The organism is Commensalibacter sp. ESL0382, assembly GCF_009725775.1.
Classification (GTDB): Bacteria; Pseudomonadota; Alphaproteobacteria; order Acetobacterales; family Acetobacteraceae; genus Commensalibacter; species Commensalibacter melissae.
Map to the genome: position 1 here is coordinate 1 of NZ_WNII01000012.1, position 21,723 is coordinate 21,723.

The 21,723-nt window shown below is 38.9% G+C and carries 22 protein-coding genes; 10 read left to right on the plus strand and 12 right to left on the minus strand.

What is annotated here, in order from left to right:
• Window positions 1–792 precede the first annotated feature (792 nt).
• From GM552_RS07710 to spt, 3 genes are all read left to right on the plus strand, one after another.
• A complete protein-coding gene (locus GM552_RS07710; protein WP_370533616.1) occupies window positions 793–2,526 on the plus strand; it encodes a fatty acyl-AMP ligase in 1,734 nt (577 codons plus the stop codon).
• Between the two features lie 158 nt (window positions 2,527–2,684).
• Window positions 2,685–2,927, plus strand: coding sequence for an acyl carrier protein (locus GM552_RS07715; protein ID WP_122124053.1), 243 nt, complete (start codon window positions 2,685–2,687; stop codon window positions 2,925–2,927).
• Window positions 2,928–2,939: 12 nt separating this feature from the next.
• Window positions 2,940–4,139 carry a serine palmitoyltransferase gene (gene spt / locus GM552_RS07720; RefSeq protein WP_155565971.1) on the plus strand — a complete coding sequence of 400 codons (1,200 nt, stop codon included), beginning with the start codon at window positions 2,940–2,942 and terminating at the stop codon, window positions 4,137–4,139.
• Between the two features lie 5 nt (window positions 4,140–4,144).
• On the opposite strand, the gene GM552_RS07725 is transcribed toward spt, so the two are convergent.
• Together GM552_RS07725 and GM552_RS07730 are read right to left on the minus strand one after the other, a co-directional pair.
• Entirely contained in the window at window positions 4,145–5,083 is a 939-nt protein-coding gene (locus GM552_RS07725) for a hypothetical protein (protein ID WP_155565972.1), read from the minus strand.
• A gap of 16 nt (window positions 5,084–5,099) precedes the next feature.
• Entirely contained in the window at window positions 5,100–6,074 is a 975-nt protein-coding gene (locus tag GM552_RS07730; protein WP_155565973.1) for a diacylglycerol kinase family protein, read from the minus strand.
• Between the two features lie 195 nt (window positions 6,075–6,269).
• On the opposite strand from GM552_RS07730, the gene GM552_RS07735 reads away from it, so the two are divergent.
• From GM552_RS07735 to GM552_RS07755, 5 genes are all read left to right on the plus strand, one after another.
• Window positions 6,270–7,157 carry a metallophosphoesterase gene (locus GM552_RS07735; protein WP_155565974.1) on the plus strand — a complete coding sequence of 296 codons (888 nt, stop codon included), beginning with the start codon at window positions 6,270–6,272 and terminating at the stop codon, window positions 7,155–7,157.
• Between the two features lie 67 nt (window positions 7,158–7,224).
• Window positions 7,225–8,382 carry an LptF/LptG family permease gene (locus GM552_RS07740; RefSeq protein ID WP_155565975.1) on the plus strand — a complete coding sequence of 386 codons (1,158 nt, stop codon included), beginning with the start codon at window positions 7,225–7,227 and terminating at the stop codon, window positions 8,380–8,382.
• Window positions 8,382–9,479: an LptF/LptG family permease gene (locus GM552_RS07745; RefSeq protein WP_155565976.1), complete on the plus strand. Its 1,098-nt coding sequence runs from the start codon at window positions 8,382–8,384 to the stop codon at window positions 9,477–9,479. Before GM552_RS07740 ends, GM552_RS07745 begins: the two co-directional genes overlap by 1 nt.
• Window positions 9,476–10,300: a sterol desaturase family protein gene (locus GM552_RS07750; RefSeq protein ID WP_230873472.1), complete on the plus strand. Its 825-nt coding sequence runs from the start codon at window positions 9,476–9,478 to the stop codon at window positions 10,298–10,300. The genes GM552_RS07745 and GM552_RS07750 overlap by 4 nt, the downstream gene beginning before the upstream one ends.
• Window positions 10,301–10,317: 17 nt before the next feature.
• The gene (locus tag GM552_RS07755; RefSeq protein ID WP_155565977.1) at window positions 10,318–11,091 is read left to right on the plus strand and encodes a nucleotidyltransferase family protein; all 774 of its coding nucleotides are present in this window, start codon (window positions 10,318–10,320) and stop codon (window positions 11,089–11,091) included.
• A gap of 52 nt (window positions 11,092–11,143) precedes the next feature.
• Here GM552_RS07755 and GM552_RS07760 read toward each other — a convergent pair whose 3' ends face one another.
• Both GM552_RS07760 and GM552_RS07765 read right to left on the minus strand, forming a co-directional pair.
• Window positions 11,144–12,034, minus strand: a complete 891-nt coding sequence (locus GM552_RS07760) for a formyl transferase (protein ID WP_155565978.1) — start codon at window positions 12,032–12,034, stop codon at window positions 11,144–11,146.
• Window positions 12,035–12,047: 13 nt separating this feature from the next.
• Window positions 12,048–12,344, minus strand: a complete 297-nt coding sequence (locus GM552_RS07765; protein WP_110439034.1) for a putative quinol monooxygenase — start codon at window positions 12,342–12,344, stop codon at window positions 12,048–12,050.
• Window positions 12,345–12,510: 166 nt separating this feature from the next.
• On the opposite strand from GM552_RS07765, the gene GM552_RS07770 reads away from it, so the two are divergent.
• Window positions 12,511–13,299 (plus strand): inositol monophosphatase family protein, encoded by a 789-nt coding sequence (locus tag GM552_RS07770; protein ID WP_155565979.1) that lies wholly within the window; start codon window positions 12,511–12,513, stop codon window positions 13,297–13,299.
• A gap of 69 nt (window positions 13,300–13,368) precedes the next feature.
• A complete protein-coding gene (locus GM552_RS07775) occupies window positions 13,369–14,229 on the plus strand; it encodes a lipid-binding SYLF domain-containing protein (protein WP_230882792.1) in 861 nt (286 codons plus the stop codon).
• A 38-nt stretch (window positions 14,230–14,267) separates the two neighbouring features.
• On the opposite strand, the gene mltG is transcribed toward GM552_RS07775, so the two are convergent.
• The 8 genes from mltG to GM552_RS07815 all read right to left on the minus strand — a co-directional run bounded on the left by mltG (window position 14,268) and on the right by GM552_RS07815 (window position 21,650).
• Complete coding sequence (gene mltG, locus GM552_RS07780) at window positions 14,268–15,227, minus strand: endolytic transglycosylase MltG (protein ID WP_155565980.1); 960 nt, start codon at window positions 15,225–15,227, stop codon at window positions 14,268–14,270.
• Window positions 15,228–15,261: 34 nt separating this feature from the next.
• Window positions 15,262–16,542, minus strand: coding sequence for a beta-ketoacyl-ACP synthase II (fabF, locus tag GM552_RS07785; RefSeq protein WP_122124066.1), 1,281 nt, complete (start codon window positions 16,540–16,542; stop codon window positions 15,262–15,264).
• 48 nt (window positions 16,543–16,590) lie between these two features.
• Window positions 16,591–16,833, minus strand: a complete 243-nt coding sequence (locus GM552_RS07790; RefSeq protein WP_110439039.1) for an acyl carrier protein — start codon at window positions 16,831–16,833, stop codon at window positions 16,591–16,593.
• 191 nt (window positions 16,834–17,024) lie between these two features.
• The gene (gene fabG, locus GM552_RS07795) at window positions 17,025–17,768 is read right to left on the minus strand and encodes a 3-oxoacyl-ACP reductase FabG (RefSeq protein WP_110439040.1); all 744 of its coding nucleotides are present in this window, start codon (window positions 17,766–17,768) and stop codon (window positions 17,025–17,027) included.
• A gap of 24 nt (window positions 17,769–17,792) precedes the next feature.
• Entirely contained in the window at window positions 17,793–18,749 is a 957-nt protein-coding gene (gene fabD / locus GM552_RS07800) for an ACP S-malonyltransferase (protein ID WP_155565981.1), read from the minus strand.
• Between the two features lie 24 nt (window positions 18,750–18,773).
• The gene (locus GM552_RS07805; protein WP_155565982.1) at window positions 18,774–20,027 is read right to left on the minus strand and encodes a bifunctional 2-polyprenyl-6-hydroxyphenol methylase/3-demethylubiquinol 3-O-methyltransferase UbiG; all 1,254 of its coding nucleotides are present in this window, start codon (window positions 20,025–20,027) and stop codon (window positions 18,774–18,776) included.
• A complete protein-coding gene (locus GM552_RS07810; protein WP_155565983.1) occupies window positions 20,027–20,788 on the minus strand; it encodes a glycine betaine ABC transporter substrate-binding protein in 762 nt (253 codons plus the stop codon). The genes GM552_RS07805 and GM552_RS07810 overlap by 1 nt, the downstream gene beginning before the upstream one ends.
• 34 nt (window positions 20,789–20,822) lie before the next feature.
• Window positions 20,823–21,650, minus strand: a complete 828-nt coding sequence (locus GM552_RS07815) for an acyl-ACP desaturase (RefSeq protein WP_155565984.1) — start codon at window positions 21,648–21,650, stop codon at window positions 20,823–20,825.
• Window positions 21,651–21,723: the final 73 nt, after the last annotated feature.

A 21,723-nucleotide genomic window follows, 5' to 3' on the forward strand; every position in this document is an offset into this window, starting at 1 on the left:
TCTAAGGCTCCTAAAAACCCTAAACATCATAGCGCCACAAAAAACACTACAACCAATACGCCACCAGCATATCCCCTTCTCATCCTATACAATTGTCAATGAACAAAACCGTAAAACACATCAAAAACCTTTTGTTCTCTCAATGTCTGTGTGAACTTATCTATACAATTTAAATCTAAGAATCAACCCCTAAATTTTATTTTTTTATTTTTAATTTTAAATCCTTTTTTATTCTAAAAAACCGTTTTTAATTAACAATGTAAATCCGCTCATTTAACAATTTATAGAATAAGATATCAGGTTTACTTCTTTTCTATTTAAAAAATTGACTATTTTCATACTGAAAATGAAATATATTTCCCACTTATTAGTATATAAGTATTATACATACATAAAACGCTGTTCATTCATTTAAACTGATTGCAATAATGGGATTTGATTAACAAAACAATAATCAGTCCAAAAAAGATCTGGTTTTAAAAAAACTGTTTCATATAAATGTATATTTGCATAAAAAACTTGCGAAATCTTTATTTTTTTTTAAAAACAAGATTGTTTTTTATTATAAGCCCTATTAAACGTAAATACATAACCATAACAATGAGTTTTTACATGTTGCAAAAAATACTTTCTTCATTTGTAGAAAGCTTCTATACACAATATGTTTGGCAACAGCCAAACAGGATTGCTCTTTTATAATCATAATGAAGTGATTATTATTTATCTTTAGGTATACTTAACAAAAGCAATTTATATATACTGTTTTGTAAAAAACTTGGTGGAATTTTAATTGTGGACATAAACAAACATCCAACACCAACGGATTCTGGTCTTAAACGACGTTTTGGTGATTTTGTTTCTCTTTCTGAGGCTTTAGATTACGCCGCTCAAGGAAAAAGCGGTATTAATTTTTATTCAGCCAAGGGAGTTTTATTAGAATCATTACCCTATTCTGACCTGCGACAACAAGCTATACATGTTGCCAAGCAACTTTTGACCTTGGGACTAAAGAAAGGCGATCGCCTGGCCATTGTTGCAGAAAGTGACAGTGACTTTAGCCGTATCTTTTTTGGCTGCCAATATGCAGGTATTGTTCCCGCCCCAATGCCTCTGCCTGTTGCTTTTGCTGGAAAATCTTCTTATATCAACACCTTGCGGGGAATGATTGAAAACTCTTCCGCAAAAGCGGTTATTATTCCACAAACAATTCAAAGCTGGACGCGGGAAATTATTGAAAAATTTCCTTTATTGTTCGGAGGAAGTCCTGCCCAGCTAAAAGAAATAAAAGTTAATAGCGCCATAGAATTACCAGTTATTCAGGCTGATGATCTTTCTTATCTTCAATTTTCTTCAGGAAGCACTCGCTTTCCTATGGGGGTTGCTGTCACCCAGAAAGCCTGTTTGGCCAATGCTCATGCAATCTCATATTATGGATTGGCAGTAAAAGAAACAGGAGACCGATGCGTTTCATGGTTACCCTTGTATCACGATATGGGGCTGGTTGGATTTTTTCTAACCCCTATGACATGCCAGTTAACCATTGATCTTTTGCCTACCAGGGATTTCGCAAGGCGTCCACATGTCTGGTTGGATCTGATCAGTCGTAATAAAGGGACCCTATCTTATAGTCCATCTTTTGGGTATGAACTTTGTACACGCCGTATGCCTTCCTCAACCCTGGAACTTGATTTATCCTCTTGGCGTGCGGCAGGTATTGGCGGAGATATGATACGTTCTCATATTTTAGAACAATTTGCCGAACAATATCAAAAATATGGTTTTAATTCAAAAGCTTTTGTCGCAAGCTATGGTATGGCGGAAGCGACATTAGCCCTTTCATTCGCACCTTTGGGAGAGGGACTTAAAACCGATACTATTGATTTGCCCCTTCTTGAAACGACAGGTATAGCAAAACCTTCCAATGATCCTTGCGTTACAACCAGGACTTTTACTCTTTGTGGTCCGATACTTCCTGATCATGAAATTAAAATACGGGACGAAAATGGAAATATTCTTCCCGAAAGAAGAGCGGGCAGCATTTACGTGCGAGGCCCAAGCCTTATGAAAGGTTATTTCAATAAAGAAAAAGAAACAGAAGCCGTTCTTGACAAAGAAGGATGGTTAAAAACAGGTGATCTAGGTTATATTTTAAATAACGAAATTGTCATAATTGGACGCGAAAAAGATTTGATTATCATTAATGGGCGAAATATATGGCCCCAGGATCTGGAATGGGCGGCTGAACATGCTTTTAACTCGCTAAGAAGCCGCGATGTCGCTGTATTCTCGGTTGATAAGAATAATCAGGAAACTGTCGTTGCACTTGTCCAATGCCGTGCCATTGATGAGTCTGAAAGAAAAAGACTTCAAGAAGATATGACCAGTCTGTTTAGAAGACAAAATGGTGTAGAAGTATCTGTCCTGTTAGTCCCTCCACATAGCCTGCCGCAAACCTCCTCTGGAAAATTGACACGGGCAAAAGCAAGACAAATGCTTTTAAAAGGAGAATTCGGATTTCATTTTTAAAAATTCAGGTATGAAATGAAATTTTATGGCCTCTTGAACAGAATTTAAAAGCTATTTACAATAAATCAATTCTTTCCTTAGGATATGCGACTGATTGCGTTAAATGTCATCCAATCAGTCATAATCGTTCAAATATTGATATTTAACAAGGTAACACTATGACTGAAACGGTTGAAGAAATTTCAAAAATAATTATTGATACATTATTAGAAAACCCAAAAGTTCCCAAAAACATTTCACCAGACAGCAAAATTATTGAAGATTTGGAATTCGATTCTCTAGCTGTCATGAATTTCGTCATGGAAATTGAAGATAAACTAGACGTATCCGTTCCTTTGGATCGCCTGACAGACGTAAGAACGATTCGTGATCTTGCAGATGCCATCGTTTCCCTTAAATAAAAGCTCTCTCCTATGGATATATTTACAAAATTCAAGCCACTTGAAACTGCTTTCAACCAACTTATTTCCTTTGCCCCGCACAATCCGTTTGGGGTTACAATCGAGAAAACACTTACTGCAACAGTTGGTACTATCAACGGGAAAGAAACACTTCTTTTTGGAACAAACAATTATCTAGGCCTCAGTCAATCCAAAGAGGCACGAAAAGCAGCTGCTGAAACAGCTATGCAATATGGTGTTGGAACAACGGGATCCAGAATTGCCAATGGCTCTTATTCCTTACATCAATCACTCGAACAAGAGCTGGCTCAGTTCTTCAACCGTTGTTCCTGCATGGTTTTTTCAACAGGATATCAAGCAACCCTCGGCATGGTATCAACTCTTGCCGGTAAGGATGATTACCTTTTCTTGGATGCGGACTGTCATGCCAGTATTTATGATGGCAGCAGACTCAGTCAGGCACAAATTATACGTTTCCGACACAATGACGCTGACGACTTACGTAAGAGATTACGCCGAGTTGGCAATATAAACGGTATTAAACTGGTTGTTGTGGAAGGAGTTTACTCCATGTTTGGAGATATCGTTCCCCTCAAAGAATTTATCCAGGTCAAGAAAGAGGAAAATGCTTATCTCATGATTGATGAGGCACATTCTTTTGGTGTTTTTGGTGAACATGGTCGAGGAATTGCAGAACGTGAAAACGTGGAACAAGACGTTGACTTCATCGTGGGAACTTTTTCTAAAAGCTTGGGTACTGTTGGAGGATATTGTGTTTCCGATTATCCACAAATGGATAAATTACGTCTTTGTACCAGACCCTACATGTTTACGGCCTCTTTACCTCCCGAAGTAATCGCCGCAACACGTGAAAACTTGAAAATCATCGCTAACCGTCCTGAATTGAGAAATAAACTAAAGAATAATGCCTCCCGGTTTTATCATGCATTACAGAATGCTGGTTTTCAAACTGGTCCAGATATCAGCTCTGTTGTTTCTGTCATCTTGAATGAATTACCTCAGGCTGCTCATTTCTGGAACAGGGTGTTAGAATTGGGGGCTTATATTAATCTTAGCCTGCCTCCCGCTACACCAGATAACAGACCTTTATTAAGAGCGAGTATCGCCGCGGTCCATACAGAAGAACAGATTGACCGACTAGTTCAAATCTACATTCAGGCGGCTAAAGATGTAGGGCTAACTCTTAATTAAAATCTTTATCGTTTGAATAAACCCTGTCGATATAATTTGAATAATATCCAGGGTGCATTTATAAGGGGATATTTTTTTTGGAACGCTGTCAACTCAAGATTAATGTCACGGTGTCGATTAATTTTCCACACAATATACTGCGCCCCCCCTTCAAACGTGAAAGCGGCCTTAATTAATCGGCAAATATTCAAGGGTCGACCCAATATTTTCCGAATCTTCCAGCGTTTTCTAGCATATTCTCGTTGATCCTTTGACACAGATGGAAATAAAGAATAATTTTTTGTCTCGTTATAGGATATTCCTGCTTTTTGCCAGCCCAGTTTTAAAAGTTGCTTAAAGTAATCTTCTCTATTTTCCAAAATCAACATTGGACGATTATTTGATTCCACCCTTAGCTCGACATCATAAGTATGACGGAATAATGAACACCAATATTTTTCCGCAGTCCCATATTCTGGCCCCAAAAAAGTGGCCCACCATATAGCTGTATTTACCGCTTTTATGAGACAATCCAACAATGCCTGTTTTCCTTTTTCATCCTTCCACCAAAGAATCTTAACAGGCTGACAAAAACGCGCCCACATCGTTGTATCAATGGATTGTAAAGCAGTAGCTTTTTGAAGTTGATCTATTGATAATATCGCAACTTTGGCCCTTAAATTAACATTCCCCTCACTCCATTCATGATATTCAATATTCGGAGGTAGACAATAATTAATCACAATTTTAAAACAATCTTCCGGATACCAATCAGACAAATTTTGACAAACAACATAAAAATCAAGCAAACCTGTCAGTTCTTTTTTCCATAAAGAAGAACCGTAATAGATAACACCTATGGGTTGCCGATCTCCTATAATCTGTTTAACGAAGGCGGTAACAGATTCTGGAACAGAATGCTGATCAAATGAAGTGGCTAATAATTGTGACAAGGATGATGACATAAACAGCCGACATTATCTATAAACGGACAAACGAAAATTTGGGACCGGTCGAAAGAAGGACACAATGATCCTCGCCTGTATCAAACTGTTCTCCATCAAGAATAATATCCTCTTTGATTGACAGTTTTATTTTATTGGCGGTACCACTAAGATAATTAGGATCATTCAATAACCATTCCGGCGTTTTACCTCTTAATAAGGCGAAACATGCCGCCAACAGATGTGGAGGACGTGCTTTAACATTCAAATAATGAAGACTATCATCCCCTGCATATCGGTTAAAAAACGGCCACATTCCATGAGATAGGCTCTGTAAAGTCGTCGATAAAAACAAAAAGCAATTCTCCTGATATGATTTCTTTTCATCAATGAAAAAAGAGCATACATTACCGTTAAGCCACAAATCCCGTGTTTTTGAAAAAAATAATTTTAGTAAAGACGTTATAATGGTGATTGCCACAGCACCATCATGAGGAAAATTTTTTAAAATCGTCGGATTATGTGCAATCTGAATAGCCTTCGTAAATGCCGCTGCACCTTGAAACATTCCCAAAACAGGCGGGCGAGAGGGATCAGACCATTCAATTTTTAATGCATGACGATGCTGAACCATAAAATGCAATCGCTGACGTTCTGCCAAAGTCCTGATACGCTTAAGAGCATTGATTCCCCGAATACCGAATCCAATATCCTTGGCTATTAAATTTGTATTTCCTGAAGGAAGAATAATGAGGCTTGGCAATTTATCATGTGGATAACAGCTATAAATAGCTGTCATGACATGACTAATCGTGCCATCCCCACCATCTATAATGATACAATCAACTCCTGTTGCGACAAAACGATTTAACGTTTGCATCATATCATCAACAGTTCGTGGCGTAGAATAATTTTCACCTAACCAGTTCAAGGCAAAATCTGTAAATTCCTTATCCTCTTTCTGATTTAATCGACTGACAGGATTTTTAATTAAGGCAATATTCTGATTCACGGATTGCTTCTAACATTCTATAGTATCTTGTTTTAATTTAATATGAGGAGTAATAAACGTTTTTATAGTTTTGATGTTATCATTCCTTCCCATTTGCTTCTTTTATGAAAAAAATTGTGCAAAAATCAACTATATTATCATGATTTCAAGTATGTTACATAAAATAGCATAGAATATATTTAAGGATAGTCTCTTTTGAAACGCTTTACAATTGCCCATATTTCGGACATTCATCTTCCCTTGGAAAGCATTCAATTTCCGAAATTATCCCTTGTCAATAAACGATTTTTAAGTTTTCTGTCCTGGAAAAAAAGACGCCTTTCTTTGCAAAAAAAGAGACTTGATATCATTATTGACGATATTTCCAGAGAATCTCCCGACCTTTTGTTGATATCGGGAGATCTCACCAACTTAGCTCTGCCTGAGGAATTTAAACAGGCAGCTGACTGGTTGCATCATCTTCCTTTTAAAAATATAAATATTATCCCAGGGAATCATGATGCGCTTGTTAAAACACAATGGCACAATAGCTACGCTTTCTGGTCACCCTGGTCACATGCTTACAATCATGACGATTACCCTATCATAACCCGTTATGGTTCTATCGCTGTCATTGGCATTAATACAGCTGTTCCCACGCCTCCCTTTTTTGCAAATGGCCAGGTTGGAAATTATCAGCTGAATCAAATCAGATATGTACTCCAACAACTTAAAAAAGATAATTTATTCAGGATTGTGATTTTGCACCATCCCCCTGTATCAGGAATTGTTTCGGAAAGAAAGGCCTTAAAAGACAGGAAAAAATTGCAAAAAATATTATATGAAGAGGGTGTCGAGATTATTCTTTTTGGGCATGTCCATCGTACCATTACCCGAAAATTTCTTAACACCAATATACCGATGCTGGGAATTGCTTCAGCCTCTTCCAATTCAAACCGTCCGTATCACCAAGCCGCTTGGCGTAAAATCGTAATTGAAAAATTGGATGATCACTTTCATACATTTTCAACGGTACGCTTTATAGACAAAAATGGTGATTTTTCTCAAACCCACTCCTTTTATATAGATCATTATTTTCAGTAAATCCTTGTTGAAATTTCATTTAAAAAACCAGAGTTTGACCAGATTTTTATCAACGATCCACATCAAAATGTTGGATTCCTACCTTTTTGCGCAAGCTCTCCCAAGTTTTATTGTTTCTCTTGGAGTTATTCTTGCCGCCTTGATGCTGGAAAGATTGCTTGTATTACTTGACCTATTAGCGGCAGACAGCAGCCCCCTCAGTACTTTTCTTGGCTTGCTGGCAGATCTGATCCCTCATTATCTTGGTCTTGCCATTCCGGCAGCCTTTTGCGTATCAATTTTTTCAAGTATTCGTCAGTTAAATCTTAATAATGAAATTGATGCACTATTAAATGCTGGAAAATCCCTTTTTCAATGTACACGGTCTTACATCATAAGTGGTATTGCCGTCAGTTTTTTTTGTATAATATTATATGGTTATATTCAGCCATATGCCCGATATGATTTTCGCGCAGCTTTTTTTTATGCCTCTCATGCTGGATGGGCACCCCATATTCAAAGCCATATGATTGTTCAACCCAATAACCACACTGTTATGATCGTTGACAAAGCTAGCCAAAACGGAACCCAGCTTTCAGGAATCTTCATAAGACAAACAAAATTAAATGATAAAAAACAACTGGTTGAACAAATTATTCTGGCCGATAAAGGGAATTTTTATTCACTGGCCGATCATTCAAAAATAATGCTGACCCTTTATGATGGTCAAAATCTTACATTAAATCCGAATAACAACAATAATATAACAGATTTTTCCAATGCTTCACGAATAATACAAAACACAAACAAGAAAAACATTTTTAGGGAAAGAGGCAGCGATGAACGCGAACTAACCCTGACAAATCTCTACGAACAAATTCAGCACCATACCTATCAAGACATTCCAATTTTAGATATAAAGGCTGAATTTCATTTTCGTTTAGTCCGCGCCTTATCAATTATTGCCATTCCTTTTCTTGCTGTCGCCTTAGCCATTACACCAAAACGTCGTAAAAGAAATTTAGGTCTTGGAATCGCGGCAATCATTCTTGTTGCCTATGATCATATTCAACAACTGGGTTTAACCCTTGTTTCACACGGACATGACAATGCTTTTGTCGCTTTATGGCTACCATTTTTTATATTCTTGTTTTTTTGCTTTGGCTGTCTATTCTTAAAAAACAATCCCTTTCTCTTTACCTCTCGCAATTTGTTAAGACACTTTTCAAAGTCTTCGGATAAATAATGAAAAAATTATTGAAACGTTATGTGTTAACCTTTTATTTATCCAGTCGCTTGTTAGCAACGACTTTTACTACTGTCATTATTTTAACAGCAATCATGGAGGTTTTAACCCTATTGGAACAAACCTCTTCCATTTTGGAACGACAACTTGGGCTAAAAGGGGTTGTTCATTTCATGATGCTGAAATTACCTTTACTTTTTAATTCTGTTTTACCCTTAAGTACCCTTATCGGTTTCTTGATCGCCCTCACTCAATTGACAATCAACAATGAGATAACCATCCTACGATCCATAGGCCTATCGACATGGGGACTGATAAAAAAATTAATACCTGTTACGCTATTGCTAAGTTTTCTATGTTTTATTATGTCTGACCAAATTACACCCAAAACGGAACTGGATCTGGCAACATGGTGGAACAAAACCAACCCGCATCCCGAAAAAGAAAATAATTTCTATTTTTACAGCAATCTTGATATCATCAATATTGATCATATTGCCTATGGAGGAAATAAAATAACAGGACTGACGATCATCAAGCGTCGCGATTTATCTCATATTGACTCGGTGCTTATTGCTGATGAAGTCATTCACAAAAATCACCAATGGATTTTCTCTCATGCAAAATTCCTGCAAAACAAACCGGATATTCCATTAAAATTTCATGAATTAACAAATGAAAAAGAAAGAATATGGAATATTAACCTGACACCACATACCCTTATAAGACTATCTTCAAAATCAATGCCACAATCCATCCATAATATGGTTCTAGAATTATCATATCAACAACCTTTCAAAATGCCTACGAATTATATAAAAACAACAATTTGGGGAAGATTGTGTTTACCCTTTACTTTTATCATGATGCTAATTATTACTGTACTTGTGACCTACATCCCGCCACGTGCCGGGTTACGTAGCTGGATTCCCATATATTGTTTGGGATATGGATTGTTATTTATTATATTCCAAGAAGTCCTGCATGCTTTGGGGAAAGCAGGAACCATACCCGCCCCAGTGGCTTCACTTTCTGCCTTCCTTGTCTTTATGTTAGCTACATGCACTATCATTCTATCAGTTGAAGAAAAACAATGAGCAACCAATCTATCTTTCAAATTATGCGCAATCAAGACCTACGTTCCGGACGTAGTTACGATTTAGGTAAAATGGGACTAAAACAATTATGGGTGGCCTATTTGACGCATCCAACCATCCTATTATATTTCAGCCTTATTATTGGATGTATTGTCGCCGTCTGCTACACGTTCAATGGATGGGTTCCTGTCTTAAGTTCAATTATCGTCATGATATTTGGCTTTCCATTAATCTGGTATATTATCCATCGCTGGATCATGCATGTTTCGTTACTATACAGAATGAAATGGTCGGCTTCACTATGGAAACGCATTCACTTTGATCATCATCAGGATCCCCATCTTTTAAATGTATTATTTGGATCACCCTTGAATACCATACCAACCATCATTATCATTGGGGGCGGCTTGGGATATTTAGTTGGTGGATTTTGCGGTTTCTTTGCCTCTATTGGTACAGCTGTGTACATGTCATGTTTTTATGAATTTTTTCATTGCATTCAACATTTGAATTATAAACCAAAATCCAGATATGTAAGTCATATTAAACAGGTTCATGTTTTACACCACTTTCATTATGAGAAGGGAAACTTTGGTATTACCAACTATTTTTGGGACAAAGTCTTCGGTACCTATTATGAAGATGCCAAGGCACGCCCACGGAGCCCAACCGTATTTAACATGGGATATACAGTGAAAGAAGCTGAACATTATCCTTGGGTTATGCTAAAAACCGGGGCTCCTCCACGTGATCGTCCCGCAGGATCTAATTTTCGGGAGCATAAAAAAGATTGCACCCAACACACCCAAAAAGCAGCCTAAAAGGAATTGGGGCCATTATGGAACGTGAACCCATCAATGCTTTAATTCTGGCTGGGTCAAGGCAAGGGAAACAAGATCCTTTGGCTTTGCATGCTCACGTTTCGCACAAGGCGATTATTCCCGTATTGGGAAAACCAATGATCGAATATGTTACCGAAACCCTTGCAAAAATAGAATCCATTAATAAAATTTCTGTTTCAATTGAAAAGTTCGAGGTTGTTAGGGATATTCTACCCAACTTTATTAAGTATCTTCCCACCTGTCCTGGTCCAAGTGCAAGCATCATCCAAGCCATTCAAGCATTGGGAACCCCCCTATTAATAACAACCGCTGATAACCCCTTACTTCAACCGGAATGGGTGGAATATTTCATACAGGAAGCGGAGGCCTCACAATGTGACCTTGCTGTTGGTATCGCCCTAAAGGAACAGATTGAAAAAGATGTTCCAAACACAAAAAGAACTTACATCAAATTGGCTGACGGTTCTTTTTCTGGTTGCAATATTTTTATGTTTCGAACACCAAGGTCCATTCAAGTCGCGAAACTTTGGCAAAAATTGGAAAGTTATCGTAAAAGTCCAGTAAAAATGGGCTTGCTATTGGGATATTCAATAATCTTGCGATATATCCTGCATCGCTTGACTAGAAAAGCACTTAAAAAAAGAATTTTCAAATTAACCAAGGTTAAGATCCATTTTGTAATTATACCCTGGGGGCAGGCTGCCGTGGATGTGGATAAACCCGATGATCTCCACTTGGTTAATAATTTGATGTCTGACCGATCAAATTAAATCGATTCTTACACATTTCATTGGTTTAAAATCAAAAAATATTCCAAGCTTTTTAAAATATTCCATGTATTTGATATCGCATGTCAATCAAGAAACGCCTCACAGGCTGTCTAAGTATTTTTTTACCATCTATCAGACTATAGGGGCCAGCCTTACTTAATGTATGCACCCCTTGATTATATTCGCCAAATATTGAACCTTTATTGAACTGGCCTGTAGTTCTTGCTTCAAATTGATCAGGGGTTAATTCAATAATGTTTAAAAATGTCAGTCCCCCTCCATACGTCAGGCTACAATCCTGTGTCGGTAAAATAATACCCTGAGATGTAATGACTGCATTACCACCAGGACGTGCACTTGAGGGGGAAATCCTTACGGGATTAAGTGAATGAGAATGCCATGTTCCTGCGAGACTTTCCGACCAGGCAACAGATAAAACGCTTTGCCGACTTAACCCTTCCCTTACAGGGGTATAAAACATCCACCATAAATCATTATAAAATAATACAGTCGGATCAATGGCCACTTCAGGAAAAGAAAAAGAGGATACCTTCTCCCAATGAAATGGAAACTCAACTGCTTTATATAAACTGGTTTCACCTGATTTGTATGCCTCTGGCAGCATGTAAACCAACCCCTGATCCTCAATTAACATTGGATAGGATAGATGCCAGGGTTTCTCCAATACAATTTTTCGATCAATAAGTGAAAGCTGTTGATCAAGAATTAATACCTCTATACGGCCATGACGATCTCTGTAATCATATGCTTCCGCAAAAACATATAGTTTATTATCTCTATAGAGGCCAAAAGGATCAGCAAGAAATTTGAACGTATCCTCCTCTTTTATCCAATGAATATCGCAAATATCACAAGCTATTACATCCTCAACCGGTGCCTTGACAATACCAATGCGCCATATATCCGTTTCAAAAATCGACATCAGAAATACAAATTTATTTTGCGGGTATTAAATTCAGTAATTCAAGGGGCTTCACAGCAAAAGGTTTTACCACGCGCATCAGATTCTGGAAATGTTCCGTTTCGCAATGCGCATCCAAAGCCTGTTGATTTGCCCAACATTCAATAAAAACAATTTTATTAGGCTTGTCACTTTGAAAATAGGCTGTATAGCTGTGATTTCCTTTTTCCTCTCTTGAACGAGAAACACACACATTCACAGCATCTGAAATTTTTGACCAGGCCCCTTCATCAATTTCCAGTATAGCAACCAAATTAACTTCCTGAGACATAATTTGTTCCTTATTTTTTAAATAAAAATAATACGTTTCATCTTTATCAGGTTTTTATCTTAAAATAGTAAATAATCTGATTCTATAAAAAATTAAATATTTCTGATAAAATTCACTATAATCACATGATTTAAATTCATTCAATCATTTAAGGTTAAGACCAATTATGAGTGACGCACTTTCACGTCGTTTTATAGCTGCACAAGAAATTGTCAAAAATGCATCTGAAATTGCCTTACAAATGCGGCCCAGTCCAGGGGGACCCCAAGGATCCCTCAAACATGCCCAAGACTGGTTGACCGAAACAGATGGCAAGATCGAGTCTTATATTTCAAAAGCAATTCAATCCCTCTTTCCCGAAGATGGTTTTCAAGGAGAGGAAAAGGGAAAAACACGTTCAGGGTCATTAAGATGGATTGTCGACCCTATCGATGGAACATCAAACTATGCACGTGGCAGAAATCGGTGGTGTATTTCTCTTGGCCTTATGGAAGAAAATGTTCCCACTCTCGGTATTATTGCAGCTCCATGCGTAAACGAATTCTATACTGCCCGTCTAGGAAAAGGGGCATTCATGAATGAAAAGCCCATTCATGTTTCCGATGTTAAAGATCCAAAAATATCCATGATTGAACTGGGCTGGAGTCACGTCAGTAAAATCGATGAATTTCTAAAAAATGCAGAAGCTATCTTAAAAACTGGCGCAATGATTCGCACTTTGGGTTCTGGCACCATGTCCCTCGTCGATGTTGCGAGCGGTAGACTGGATGGACATTTTGAAATGGCCATTAATTTATGGGATGTGGCGGCAGCACTCGTTTTGCTTAGAGAAGCTGGTGCCTGTATTTCACCTTTCTTGGAAAATGGTGGCCTTCATCAAATGACACCTATTTTAACCGCAGCTCCAGGAATTTCGGATATCCTCTCGAAAACACTTCATATGTCCTTATCATAAATCGCTTTTATGTTAAACTACCGATCTGTTTTTTCTTTTTCGTCAAACCTGAACTAAATTGTTAATCCTATGAAAAATAATTTCATCTTTAAATATGGTACGATGTTTTGCTTTTCAATGCTGTCAATATTTTCTCTTCAGCATGCCAAGGCCAAAACTGACAAAGTACAATCTATTGTGGACCATTCTCTTTTAACAGTTGAGGATGTCTTTGCAAATATTCCCACATCCAGCCGTGTCTATACCCGTTTAAAAAACGCCCGGGCAGTGATGATTTGCCCAAATATTACACATATCTCCCTCGTGTTTGGAGGCTCCGGGGGAGATTGTGTGCTTCTTTCTAGGGATGCAAGAAATTCTTGGTCCAGTCCTGCTTTTTACAAAATGTCAAGTGGCTCTTTTGGTATACAGCTTGGTGTACAAAATACAGAAGTCATGCTTTTCATCATGAACGAACGCAGTTTGCGCAAATTGTTGGACAGCCAATTTACAATGGGAGCCAGTGCCTCTGCAACAGCAGCAAAATCCAGTAGCGATGCCAACAAGGATACAGCAGATATTTATAACCTGCAAAAAGCATCAGGATTATTTGTCGGAGCCTCTCTAAAAGGATCTAAATTAAAAATTAACAGTAGTGCCAATCATAAATATTATAACCAGATTGTGGGACCAGAAGATATTGTCATGGCAATGCGCGTTAACAATCCAGCGGCAAACCGTCTACGTAAAATCCTGATCAAATATTCAAATATGGCAAAAACTGTCCAACCTGACAAAAAATCATCCAAAAATCATAATGTAGAGGATGATAATGGCGATACCAATACCAACGATGATTCAGGTGCGATTGACCTTGCCCCACAAAAAGGCTCCTCATCACATAATATTAAATCTGAAAATTTGCCCTCCCCTTCAAAATCCAGAAAATAAAAAAACTATTCTATATTTTAAAAGATAGTTTTTAAAAACTATCTTTTTTTCTCTGCGGCAACATTGTGATTATGTTCTGCAAGACTTGTTGAAAAACTATGTCCACCCGTTCCATTTGCAACAAAATATAATATTTTTCCTTCTGCAGGATGTGCAACAGCCTCCATAGCGGCTTCACCAGGAGAGCATATTGGTGTAGGAGGTAAAGCGCTGGTCCAATAAGTGTTATATGGGTTGACAATTTCCAGATCCTGTCGAGTTAGCCTGCGATCAAAATCATTTTTTCCATCAGTCAGGGCATAAATCACTGTGGGATCTGACTGTAATCGCATGCCAAGATGCAGGCGATTGATAAATACACGGGCAACCATGGGACGTTCGCGTTTTAAAGCGGTTTCCCGCTCAACAATTGAGGCAAGGGTAACCAAATCCTGTTGCGTTTTTATCTCAGCAAGCACCTGTCGTTCACCCCAGATTTTTTGCAGTTTTTTCTGCATTGCCTGTTGCATACGGAATATCATCTTTTCACGAGACATACCCCATTCATAGGCATATGTCTGGGGCAATACCGTTCCCTCTTCTGGTGGCTGTATCTGTCCTGTCATATAGGGGGCATCATTAATCAAATTCGCAATCTGATAGGCTGTCAGCCCTTCTGGAATGGTTAATTTATGCTGTACAGGTTTTGCATACCGCAAGATATCGATAACCTGTTGAATCGATGCCTGCTTTGGAAAAGAAAACTCAGCCGCGTGTAACGTTCCGGCCTTATCTGTCAGCTTTATGCCACTACGAAAAATAAAACCGCCCCAATAGGATTGAGTGACAACCTTTTCTTTCTGAAGTTGGTTTAATATTGCCGCGACATTTCCCTTGGCAATAACCACATTTTTAGCATTATCCAAAGGACCGGGAGCAAAATAGGTATATTTTCCGTAAAAGAATACAGCAAGCAGGCATACAAGTAATGCACTGACCCCATATAACAATCGACGCATTACAATTTAACCCATGATATATCTTAGTAAATTTTCATATTCTTTTAAAAATCAGGCTCGCATTCGTGCCACCGAAACCGAAACTATTGGATAGGGCAGCATCAACTTTTCTTTGCTGGGCAGTATGAGCTATACGATCAATGACACTTTCCCTTGATGGATTATCAAGGTTCAAAGTGGGAGGTACCTCATTATTACATATTGATAATAGAGAGAAGATCGCCTCAACCGCACCTGCTGCACCTAATAAATGACCAATAGCCGTTTTTGTTGAAGACATTGCCAAATGTTTGCTTGCATCCCCAAACAACCGCTCGACAGCTTCAAGTTCAAGATCATCCGCCATGGTTGATGTACCATGTGCATTAATATAATGGATATCTTCCAATGATAATCCTGAATGCTTAATGGCCGATGCCATTGCACGATAAGCACCTTCATGCCCTTCTGCTGGAGCAGTGATATGATACGCATCACCTGACATGCCATATCCAGCCACCTCACCATAAATTTTTGCGCCACGGGCTTTCGCATGTTCATATTCTTCTAACACAAGAACACCGGCACCTTCTCCCATAACAAATCCGTCGCGATCCTTATCCCAGGTTCTTGACGCTTTTGTAGGTGTATCATTGAACCCCGTGGATAATGCTCTGGCAGAACAGAACCCTGCAATACCCAATTCACATACAGCCGCTTCCGCTCCTCCGGCAATCATTACATCAGCATCGCCAAGCGCAATCAAACGGCTTGCATCTCCAATAGCATGCACTCCTGTTGCACAGGCTGTCACTACCGCATGATTGGGCCCTTTAAAGCCATATTTGATGGAAACATATCCTGAAACCAAATTAATCAAGGCAGATGGAATAAAGAACGGAGAAACTTTTCGAGCCTGACCTTCATTAACCTTGATTGACGTTTCATAAATGGTTTGCAGCCCACCAATTCCTGAACCAATCATGACACCGGTAGCCATTTGATCCGCTTCATTTTTGGGTGTCCAGCCAGAATCCTCCACTGCCTGAATAGCCGCCACTAAACCCAATTGAATAAAACGGTCCATTTTCTTTAAATCTTTAACGGGGATCCATTCAGACAGGTTTAACCTGCCCTCTTCCTTTGAACCTTCAGGAACTTCCCCGGCAATACGTGCAGCAACACGTGATGCATCAAAACTTTTGATTTTGTCAATGCCGCTTTCACTTGCAACAAGTCTTTTCCAAACATTATCGATACCAATTCCAAGAGGGCTTACAATCCCCATTCCAGTAACAACTACCCTGCGGTGTGGCCATGAACTTGTACTCGTCATTAAATTATCCTGTAAGTTTTATGAATCGATAATGTTATAGACTTTTAATTAAGATGCTTGTTTCTGTTTTTCAATATAATCGATAGCATCCTTGACTGTTGCAATCTTTTCTGCGGCATCCTCAGGAATTTCCACATTAAAAGCCTCTTCAAAAGCCATAACAAGTTCAACTGTATCCAAGCTGTCCGCACCCAAGTCATCAATAAAGGAAGCTTCAGGAGTTACCTTTGATTCTTCAACACCAAGATGTTCAACAACAATTTTTTTTACTTTGTCAGCAATTTCACTCATTATATTCGTCCTTTTACAGCTATAAAGCTTACATGTTTATACTATATTACCAAAGTTCCAAAGAATTTTTAGAACTTTATACGATTTTATCACAACGGTATTGGGGAAATATCACATTTCCCCCAAATAACCAAGCAAAAGCAATATTATAATTTTATAAAATGTTCAAATGGTTCACAAAGCAAGGATCTTTACACCATATACATGCCACCGTTAACATGCAAACATGTTCCAGTAACCCAATCTGTCTCTTCAGAAGCCAGATAGACAGCTGCGGATGCAACATCCTCCACCTGTCCCATTCTATTTCTTGGAATTCTTTGTAATAATCTAGATTGTTGCTCTTCTGATAATACGGCAGTCATTGGTGTTTCAATAAAACCGGGGGCAATAACATTAACGGTAACGCCTTTTTTCGCCACTTCTAACGCCAGACTTTTACTCATAGCGATTAATCCGCCTTTTGCAGCTGAATAATTGGCCTGACCAACATTACCAATAAACCCAATGATCGAAGCGATATTGATAATGCGTCCTGAACGCCGGCGAACCATTCCCTTTAACGCAATCTGACATAATTGGAAGGGCACAGACAAATCCACATCCAGAACCTCGGACCATTCCGATTCCTTCATTCGGATTGAAAGATTGTCCCGCGTTAATCCGGCACTATTAACCAGGATATCGACAGGTGCATTTGCCTGCCTCTCTGCATTCGGGATAAGCGCTTTTAAAGATTCCTGATCCTTGAGGTTGGCTGTTTGAACAAATGCGTTCTGTTCACCCAACTCTTTTTGAACCTCTCTTAAAACGTTTTCCCTGGTTCCCGACAAAACAACCCTTGCCCCTTGCTGAACAAATGCCTTGGCAATCGCTTGACCAATTCCACCCGAGGCACCAGTAACCAACGCTACCTTATTATCTAGTCTGAACATAATCTTCATAATCCTTGTGTTCTTTTAAAAAGCAGAAAGAATTTTTGCAAATTCTTCAAGATCTGCAGGTGTATCAACAGAACAAACCTTGCTATCCCGTGCAGTACGCTGCATGATTTTAGACAAAACCTTACCTGCACCAACTTCAACAAAAAAATCAACTTCCTGATCAATCATATATCGCATAGTTTCTGCCCATCTTACAGAACCTGTTATTTGTCTAACCAATGAATCCCTGACAAAAGAAGAAGAATTTTCATAAGGGCAGGCGGTTATATTTGCGATAACAGGAAAATTAAATGGTTTGGGATTTGTTTTAGCCAAGGCATCCCGCATTTCCCGGGCAGCGGGTTCCATTAACGGACTATGAAATGGTGCTGATACAGGCAATTTAACAACTCTACGGATACCAGCTTCCTTGGCTATGGCTATAATCCGTTCAATCGCGTCCATATGCCCAGAAACCACAACCTGAGACGCGCCATTATCATTGGCAACTACAACAACCGAATTTCCCTGCGTGGCCTGTTTACATAAATCCTGAACCTGTCCAATCGTGACGCCTATAAGTGCAGCCATTGCTCCCTGACCAACCGGTACCGCATTTTGCATTGCACTGCCGCGCGTCCGTAACAAATTGACAGTTGTAACAAAATCAAACACATTGGCAGCACAAAGAGCAGAATATTCACCCAAGGAATGTCCTGCCGCCATTGAAACCAGATGATTGGCATCAATATTAAATTCTTTTTCCAAAACCGTGATTAGGGCCATGGAATGTGTCATTAATGCAGGTTGTGTATTTTGCGTTAAAGTCAACGCTTCCACAGGCCCCTCCATCATAATTTTGGATAATGGCTGCTTTAACGTTTCATCCAACGCTTCATAGACTTCTCTGGCAATTGGAAATGCTTCAGCCAATGCCTTACCCATACCAACATATTGGCTTCCCTGACCGGGGAATAAAAATGCACATTTCATAATAGATGATTCCAATAAAATAAATTAAACGGCAGATCTTACAAAAAGCTGGTTAATACTTCGTAAAATTTCAAAAGTCTGCTTCCACAAAGGTAAAATACGGTGTTCCTCAATACCCCGTTTTTTGACAATCTCAATTATTTCTCCAACCGAACGGCGATTGTCAACAAGTCCCAAAAACCCGCGTGCCTGTGCAGGTAAAGGAAGCATAATCGTCAACATTCCAAAAGAATAAGGAAGCAGATTGGATGGTAAAATCTGATTGGCAAGTATTTCTCCAGGCGTTTCCCGCATAAAAGGAATTGAATCAGAGGCACATGGATCAGCAAATTGTATATTATCTTCCGCGCGACGCACATATACAACATGCGTTGACATATTCCCAGCCAAAGATTCAGCCAGACCAGCCTGTGTTCTTATATCAAACTGCCTGAATTTTTCTCTGATCTTTGGATCTGTTATTAAATAAGCAGGATCATAACGCGCAGGCTCCACCAAACAGTTTACCGCCAACTCATTTTTATCCAACAGATCCCATAATTCGGCAATTTTATAGGATCGGTCACGCGGGTTTAATAAAAGATCATACAGACCAGCGTCACCTCCAGTTAAATGATCACCAAAATTTCCATTAAATCTGAGCCAGGCAGTCGATGGAAGATGCTTCATGATTCTTTTTGCAACATCCAAACGCTTTACTGGTGGATCTGACAAAGAGGTCAGTTTGGATAATGCTTCCTGCACCATATAAACGCCAGTACGACCATAGGGAGCATAAACCATCAATCCCATCCCGCCGCCAGGATTTAGTTGTTCCCTTAATATTTGCAGGGCAGCAGCAGGATCAGGCAAATGATGCAAAACACCACAACAATCAATATAATCAAACAACCCGAGATTTAAATCTGGCAATTCAAGAATTGAACCCTGAACATAACGGATATTACTCAATTTCCGTGTAGCTGCCCGTTCTTTAACAATTTTCAAAACTGCCTCGGCCCGATCCAAACAGATCACTTCACCAGAACGTTGGTGTCGTGCCATTTGTTGAGCCACCATGATTGCTGCATCACCGGTTCCACAACCAGCAATCAAAATCCTTAATGGTTGCGTATAAGAACGATATCCTCCAAATACCCAATAATCAATTTCATTCAAATGGCTTGGACTGCCTATTAATAAGCGTTTGGTTTCATCCTTTGGATTGCGTTCGGGATACGGATAGGCCTCATATTGCCTTGCCAACCCCAAATCTTGCTGATCATTTTTATGGGCCATTACGCTCTTACAACCAATTTACCACGCTGCCAAGCTTCTGCCGCCTCATCGGCACTCATCCCCTGATTGCGTATTGCATTTTCCATGAACTGAACAATCTGATTACCCAACATCATTTCCTCAAGCTCATCAATCAAGTCACCCCCAAATCGCTGAATCCAATTGGGGTTTAATAGCATGGCCGCTTTTTGTTTCCGTATAAAAATATTCTCGGATTCCCTCAGACGATAAAAATTTCCTGAATCCGTGAACAATGCCGGTTCATAAAGCATCATTAACTCGGGTTCTTGTGAGTGGATTATTTCCTGATAATGAGTCAACGTCTCTTCATCTGCAATAGATTTCAATTGATAACCAGCCTCGATCAAACCATATTCTTTCATGATTTTATTCGCGAAAACCTGCAAAGTTTCACATACCGTGATTTCACGATGAAGAAATGAAGCCGTTATAAGTTGATCAATAGAACCCACATGTTCTTGAAACTTTTTTGGCAAAGCAAAAGAGATAGAGGGTTGATAAAGATTTCCAATCACCTTGAAATTCGGATTGGATTGAATGATATCGGCATGAATATCAGGCAACCATACACTTACAAACAAATCAATTTTCCCAGCAGTCAGCTCCTGAATCAAATCCTTACATTCACCGGTAATTAATTCTATATCCGTTATTCCATGGGCCTCTAACACACGTGTTATAACTGCTGCTGTTGCTTCATGTATCAAATTATCAAAAAAACCAAGCTTCAAAGAATCCATCCCTGTTAATGTCCCACTCTTGTTCAGAAAATTGTTATATTATAGATAAAACTTGTTTGGTATAGGCTTTCTGTTGTTTATTAATAATCATTAGTATCAATTTAGACAAATATCTTTGCCATTTTTCTGAAGGCATCCACCCAATAACCTTACAAACCATATTAACCACCCTGACAATATGATGGATTTTATATAATGACATGGCCTTTTCCATATAAAGGGCTATACATCGTTTATGATTATATGGCATTCCATGGGGCTCATTGGTGGCATGAAAGGCCGAGGCAAGCTCATCATCCTGACTTTCAATTATACGACCCAAGGCAATCCTGGCTCGTTGCAACCTGGAGAGCTTTTGAGATTTCAAATATAATTTAGCATAATCATAAAACAATTTATAATGACGATATTCATCTCCAGCAATCCGTCTGCATATCTCCTTCAGGACAGGTTCCTTTACATAATCTGCCAAGGCACTGTAATAAGATGAAGTGCCAACCTCAACCATAGCCCGGGCGATAAATTCTCCCGCCTGTGATCCACGGATTGAGTGATCCGTCTTTAAGTCAATTTTATAAAAATTTCTGAAACGCTTATAACTTTCCTGATAATCCCAAGCAGGATCAGCCATCATGGCCCATCGTCCCAATGTTTCACCATGTTGCACCTCTTCATCTTCCCATTTCCTGAAAAGCTTTGTCAATTCAGGATCATGACCAAATACATTAGTCAAATAAACCGTATAGTCTACACTATTTCGTTCAACAACAGCAGCTGTTTTTATCAAAGGAACAATATCAGCATCTATTAATGAAGGGTCAAATTTATCCCAGTTAACCTGTTCAATATCCCAATGTTTCATAGTGCCACGCTTTCCTTATCAATTTTATTTTTAATTCAGAAATTATAAAATGACTATAGTAAACCGTAGTATG

What these genes read in the sequence shown, in the direction of transcription:
- GM552_RS07715 (WP_122124053.1), top strand. Translation starts at nt 2,685, where the DNA reads ATGACTGAAACGGTTGAAGAAATTTCAAAAATAATTATTGATACATTA.
- spt (WP_155565971.1), top strand. Translation starts at nt 2,940, where the DNA reads ATGGATATATTTACAAAATTCAAGCCACTTGAAACTGCTTTCAACCAA.
- GM552_RS07725 (WP_155565972.1), bottom strand. Translation starts at nt 5,083, where the DNA reads ATGTCATCATCCTTGTCACAATTATTAGCCACTTCATTTGATCAGCAT.
- GM552_RS07740 (WP_155565975.1), top strand. Translation starts at nt 7,225, where the DNA reads ATGTTGGATTCCTACCTTTTTGCGCAAGCTCTCCCAAGTTTTATTGTT.
- GM552_RS07745 (WP_155565976.1), top strand. Translation starts at nt 8,382, where the DNA reads ATGAAAAAATTATTGAAACGTTATGTGTTAACCTTTTATTTATCCAGT.
- GM552_RS07750 (WP_230873472.1), top strand. Translation starts at nt 9,476, where the DNA reads ATGAGCAACCAATCTATCTTTCAAATTATGCGCAATCAAGACCTACGT.
- GM552_RS07755 (WP_155565977.1), top strand. Translation starts at nt 10,318, where the DNA reads ATGGAACGTGAACCCATCAATGCTTTAATTCTGGCTGGGTCAAGGCAA.
- GM552_RS07760 (WP_155565978.1), bottom strand. Translation starts at nt 12,034, where the DNA reads ATGTCGATTTTTGAAACGGATATATGGCGCATTGGTATTGTCAAGGCA.
- GM552_RS07765 (WP_110439034.1), bottom strand. Translation starts at nt 12,344, where the DNA reads ATGTCTCAGGAAGTTAATTTGGTTGCTATACTGGAAATTGATGAAGGG.
- GM552_RS07770 (WP_155565979.1), top strand. Translation starts at nt 12,511, where the DNA reads ATGAGTGACGCACTTTCACGTCGTTTTATAGCTGCACAAGAAATTGTC.
- GM552_RS07775 (WP_230882792.1), top strand. Translation starts at nt 13,369, where the DNA reads ATGAAAAATAATTTCATCTTTAAATATGGTACGATGTTTTGCTTTTCA.
- mltG (WP_155565980.1), bottom strand. Translation starts at nt 15,227, where the DNA reads ATGCGTCGATTGTTATATGGGGTCAGTGCATTACTTGTATGCCTGCTT.
- fabF (WP_122124066.1), bottom strand. Translation starts at nt 16,542, where the DNA reads ATGACGAGTACAAGTTCATGGCCACACCGCAGGGTAGTTGTTACTGGA.
- GM552_RS07790 (WP_110439039.1), bottom strand. Translation starts at nt 16,833, where the DNA reads ATGAGTGAAATTGCTGACAAAGTAAAAAAAATTGTTGTTGAACATCTT.
- fabG (WP_110439040.1), bottom strand. Translation starts at nt 17,768, where the DNA reads ATGTTCAGACTAGATAATAAGGTAGCGTTGGTTACTGGTGCCTCGGGT.
- fabD (WP_155565981.1), bottom strand. Translation starts at nt 18,749, where the DNA reads ATGAAATGTGCATTTTTATTCCCCGGTCAGGGAAGCCAATATGTTGGT.
- GM552_RS07805 (WP_155565982.1), bottom strand. Translation starts at nt 20,027, where the DNA reads ATGGCCCATAAAAATGATCAGCAAGATTTGGGGTTGGCAAGGCAATAT.
- GM552_RS07810 (WP_155565983.1), bottom strand. Translation starts at nt 20,788, where the DNA reads ATGGATTCTTTGAAGCTTGGTTTTTTTGATAATTTGATACATGAAGCA.
- GM552_RS07815 (WP_155565984.1), bottom strand. Translation starts at nt 21,650, where the DNA reads ATGAAACATTGGGATATTGAACAGGTTAACTGGGATAAATTTGACCCT.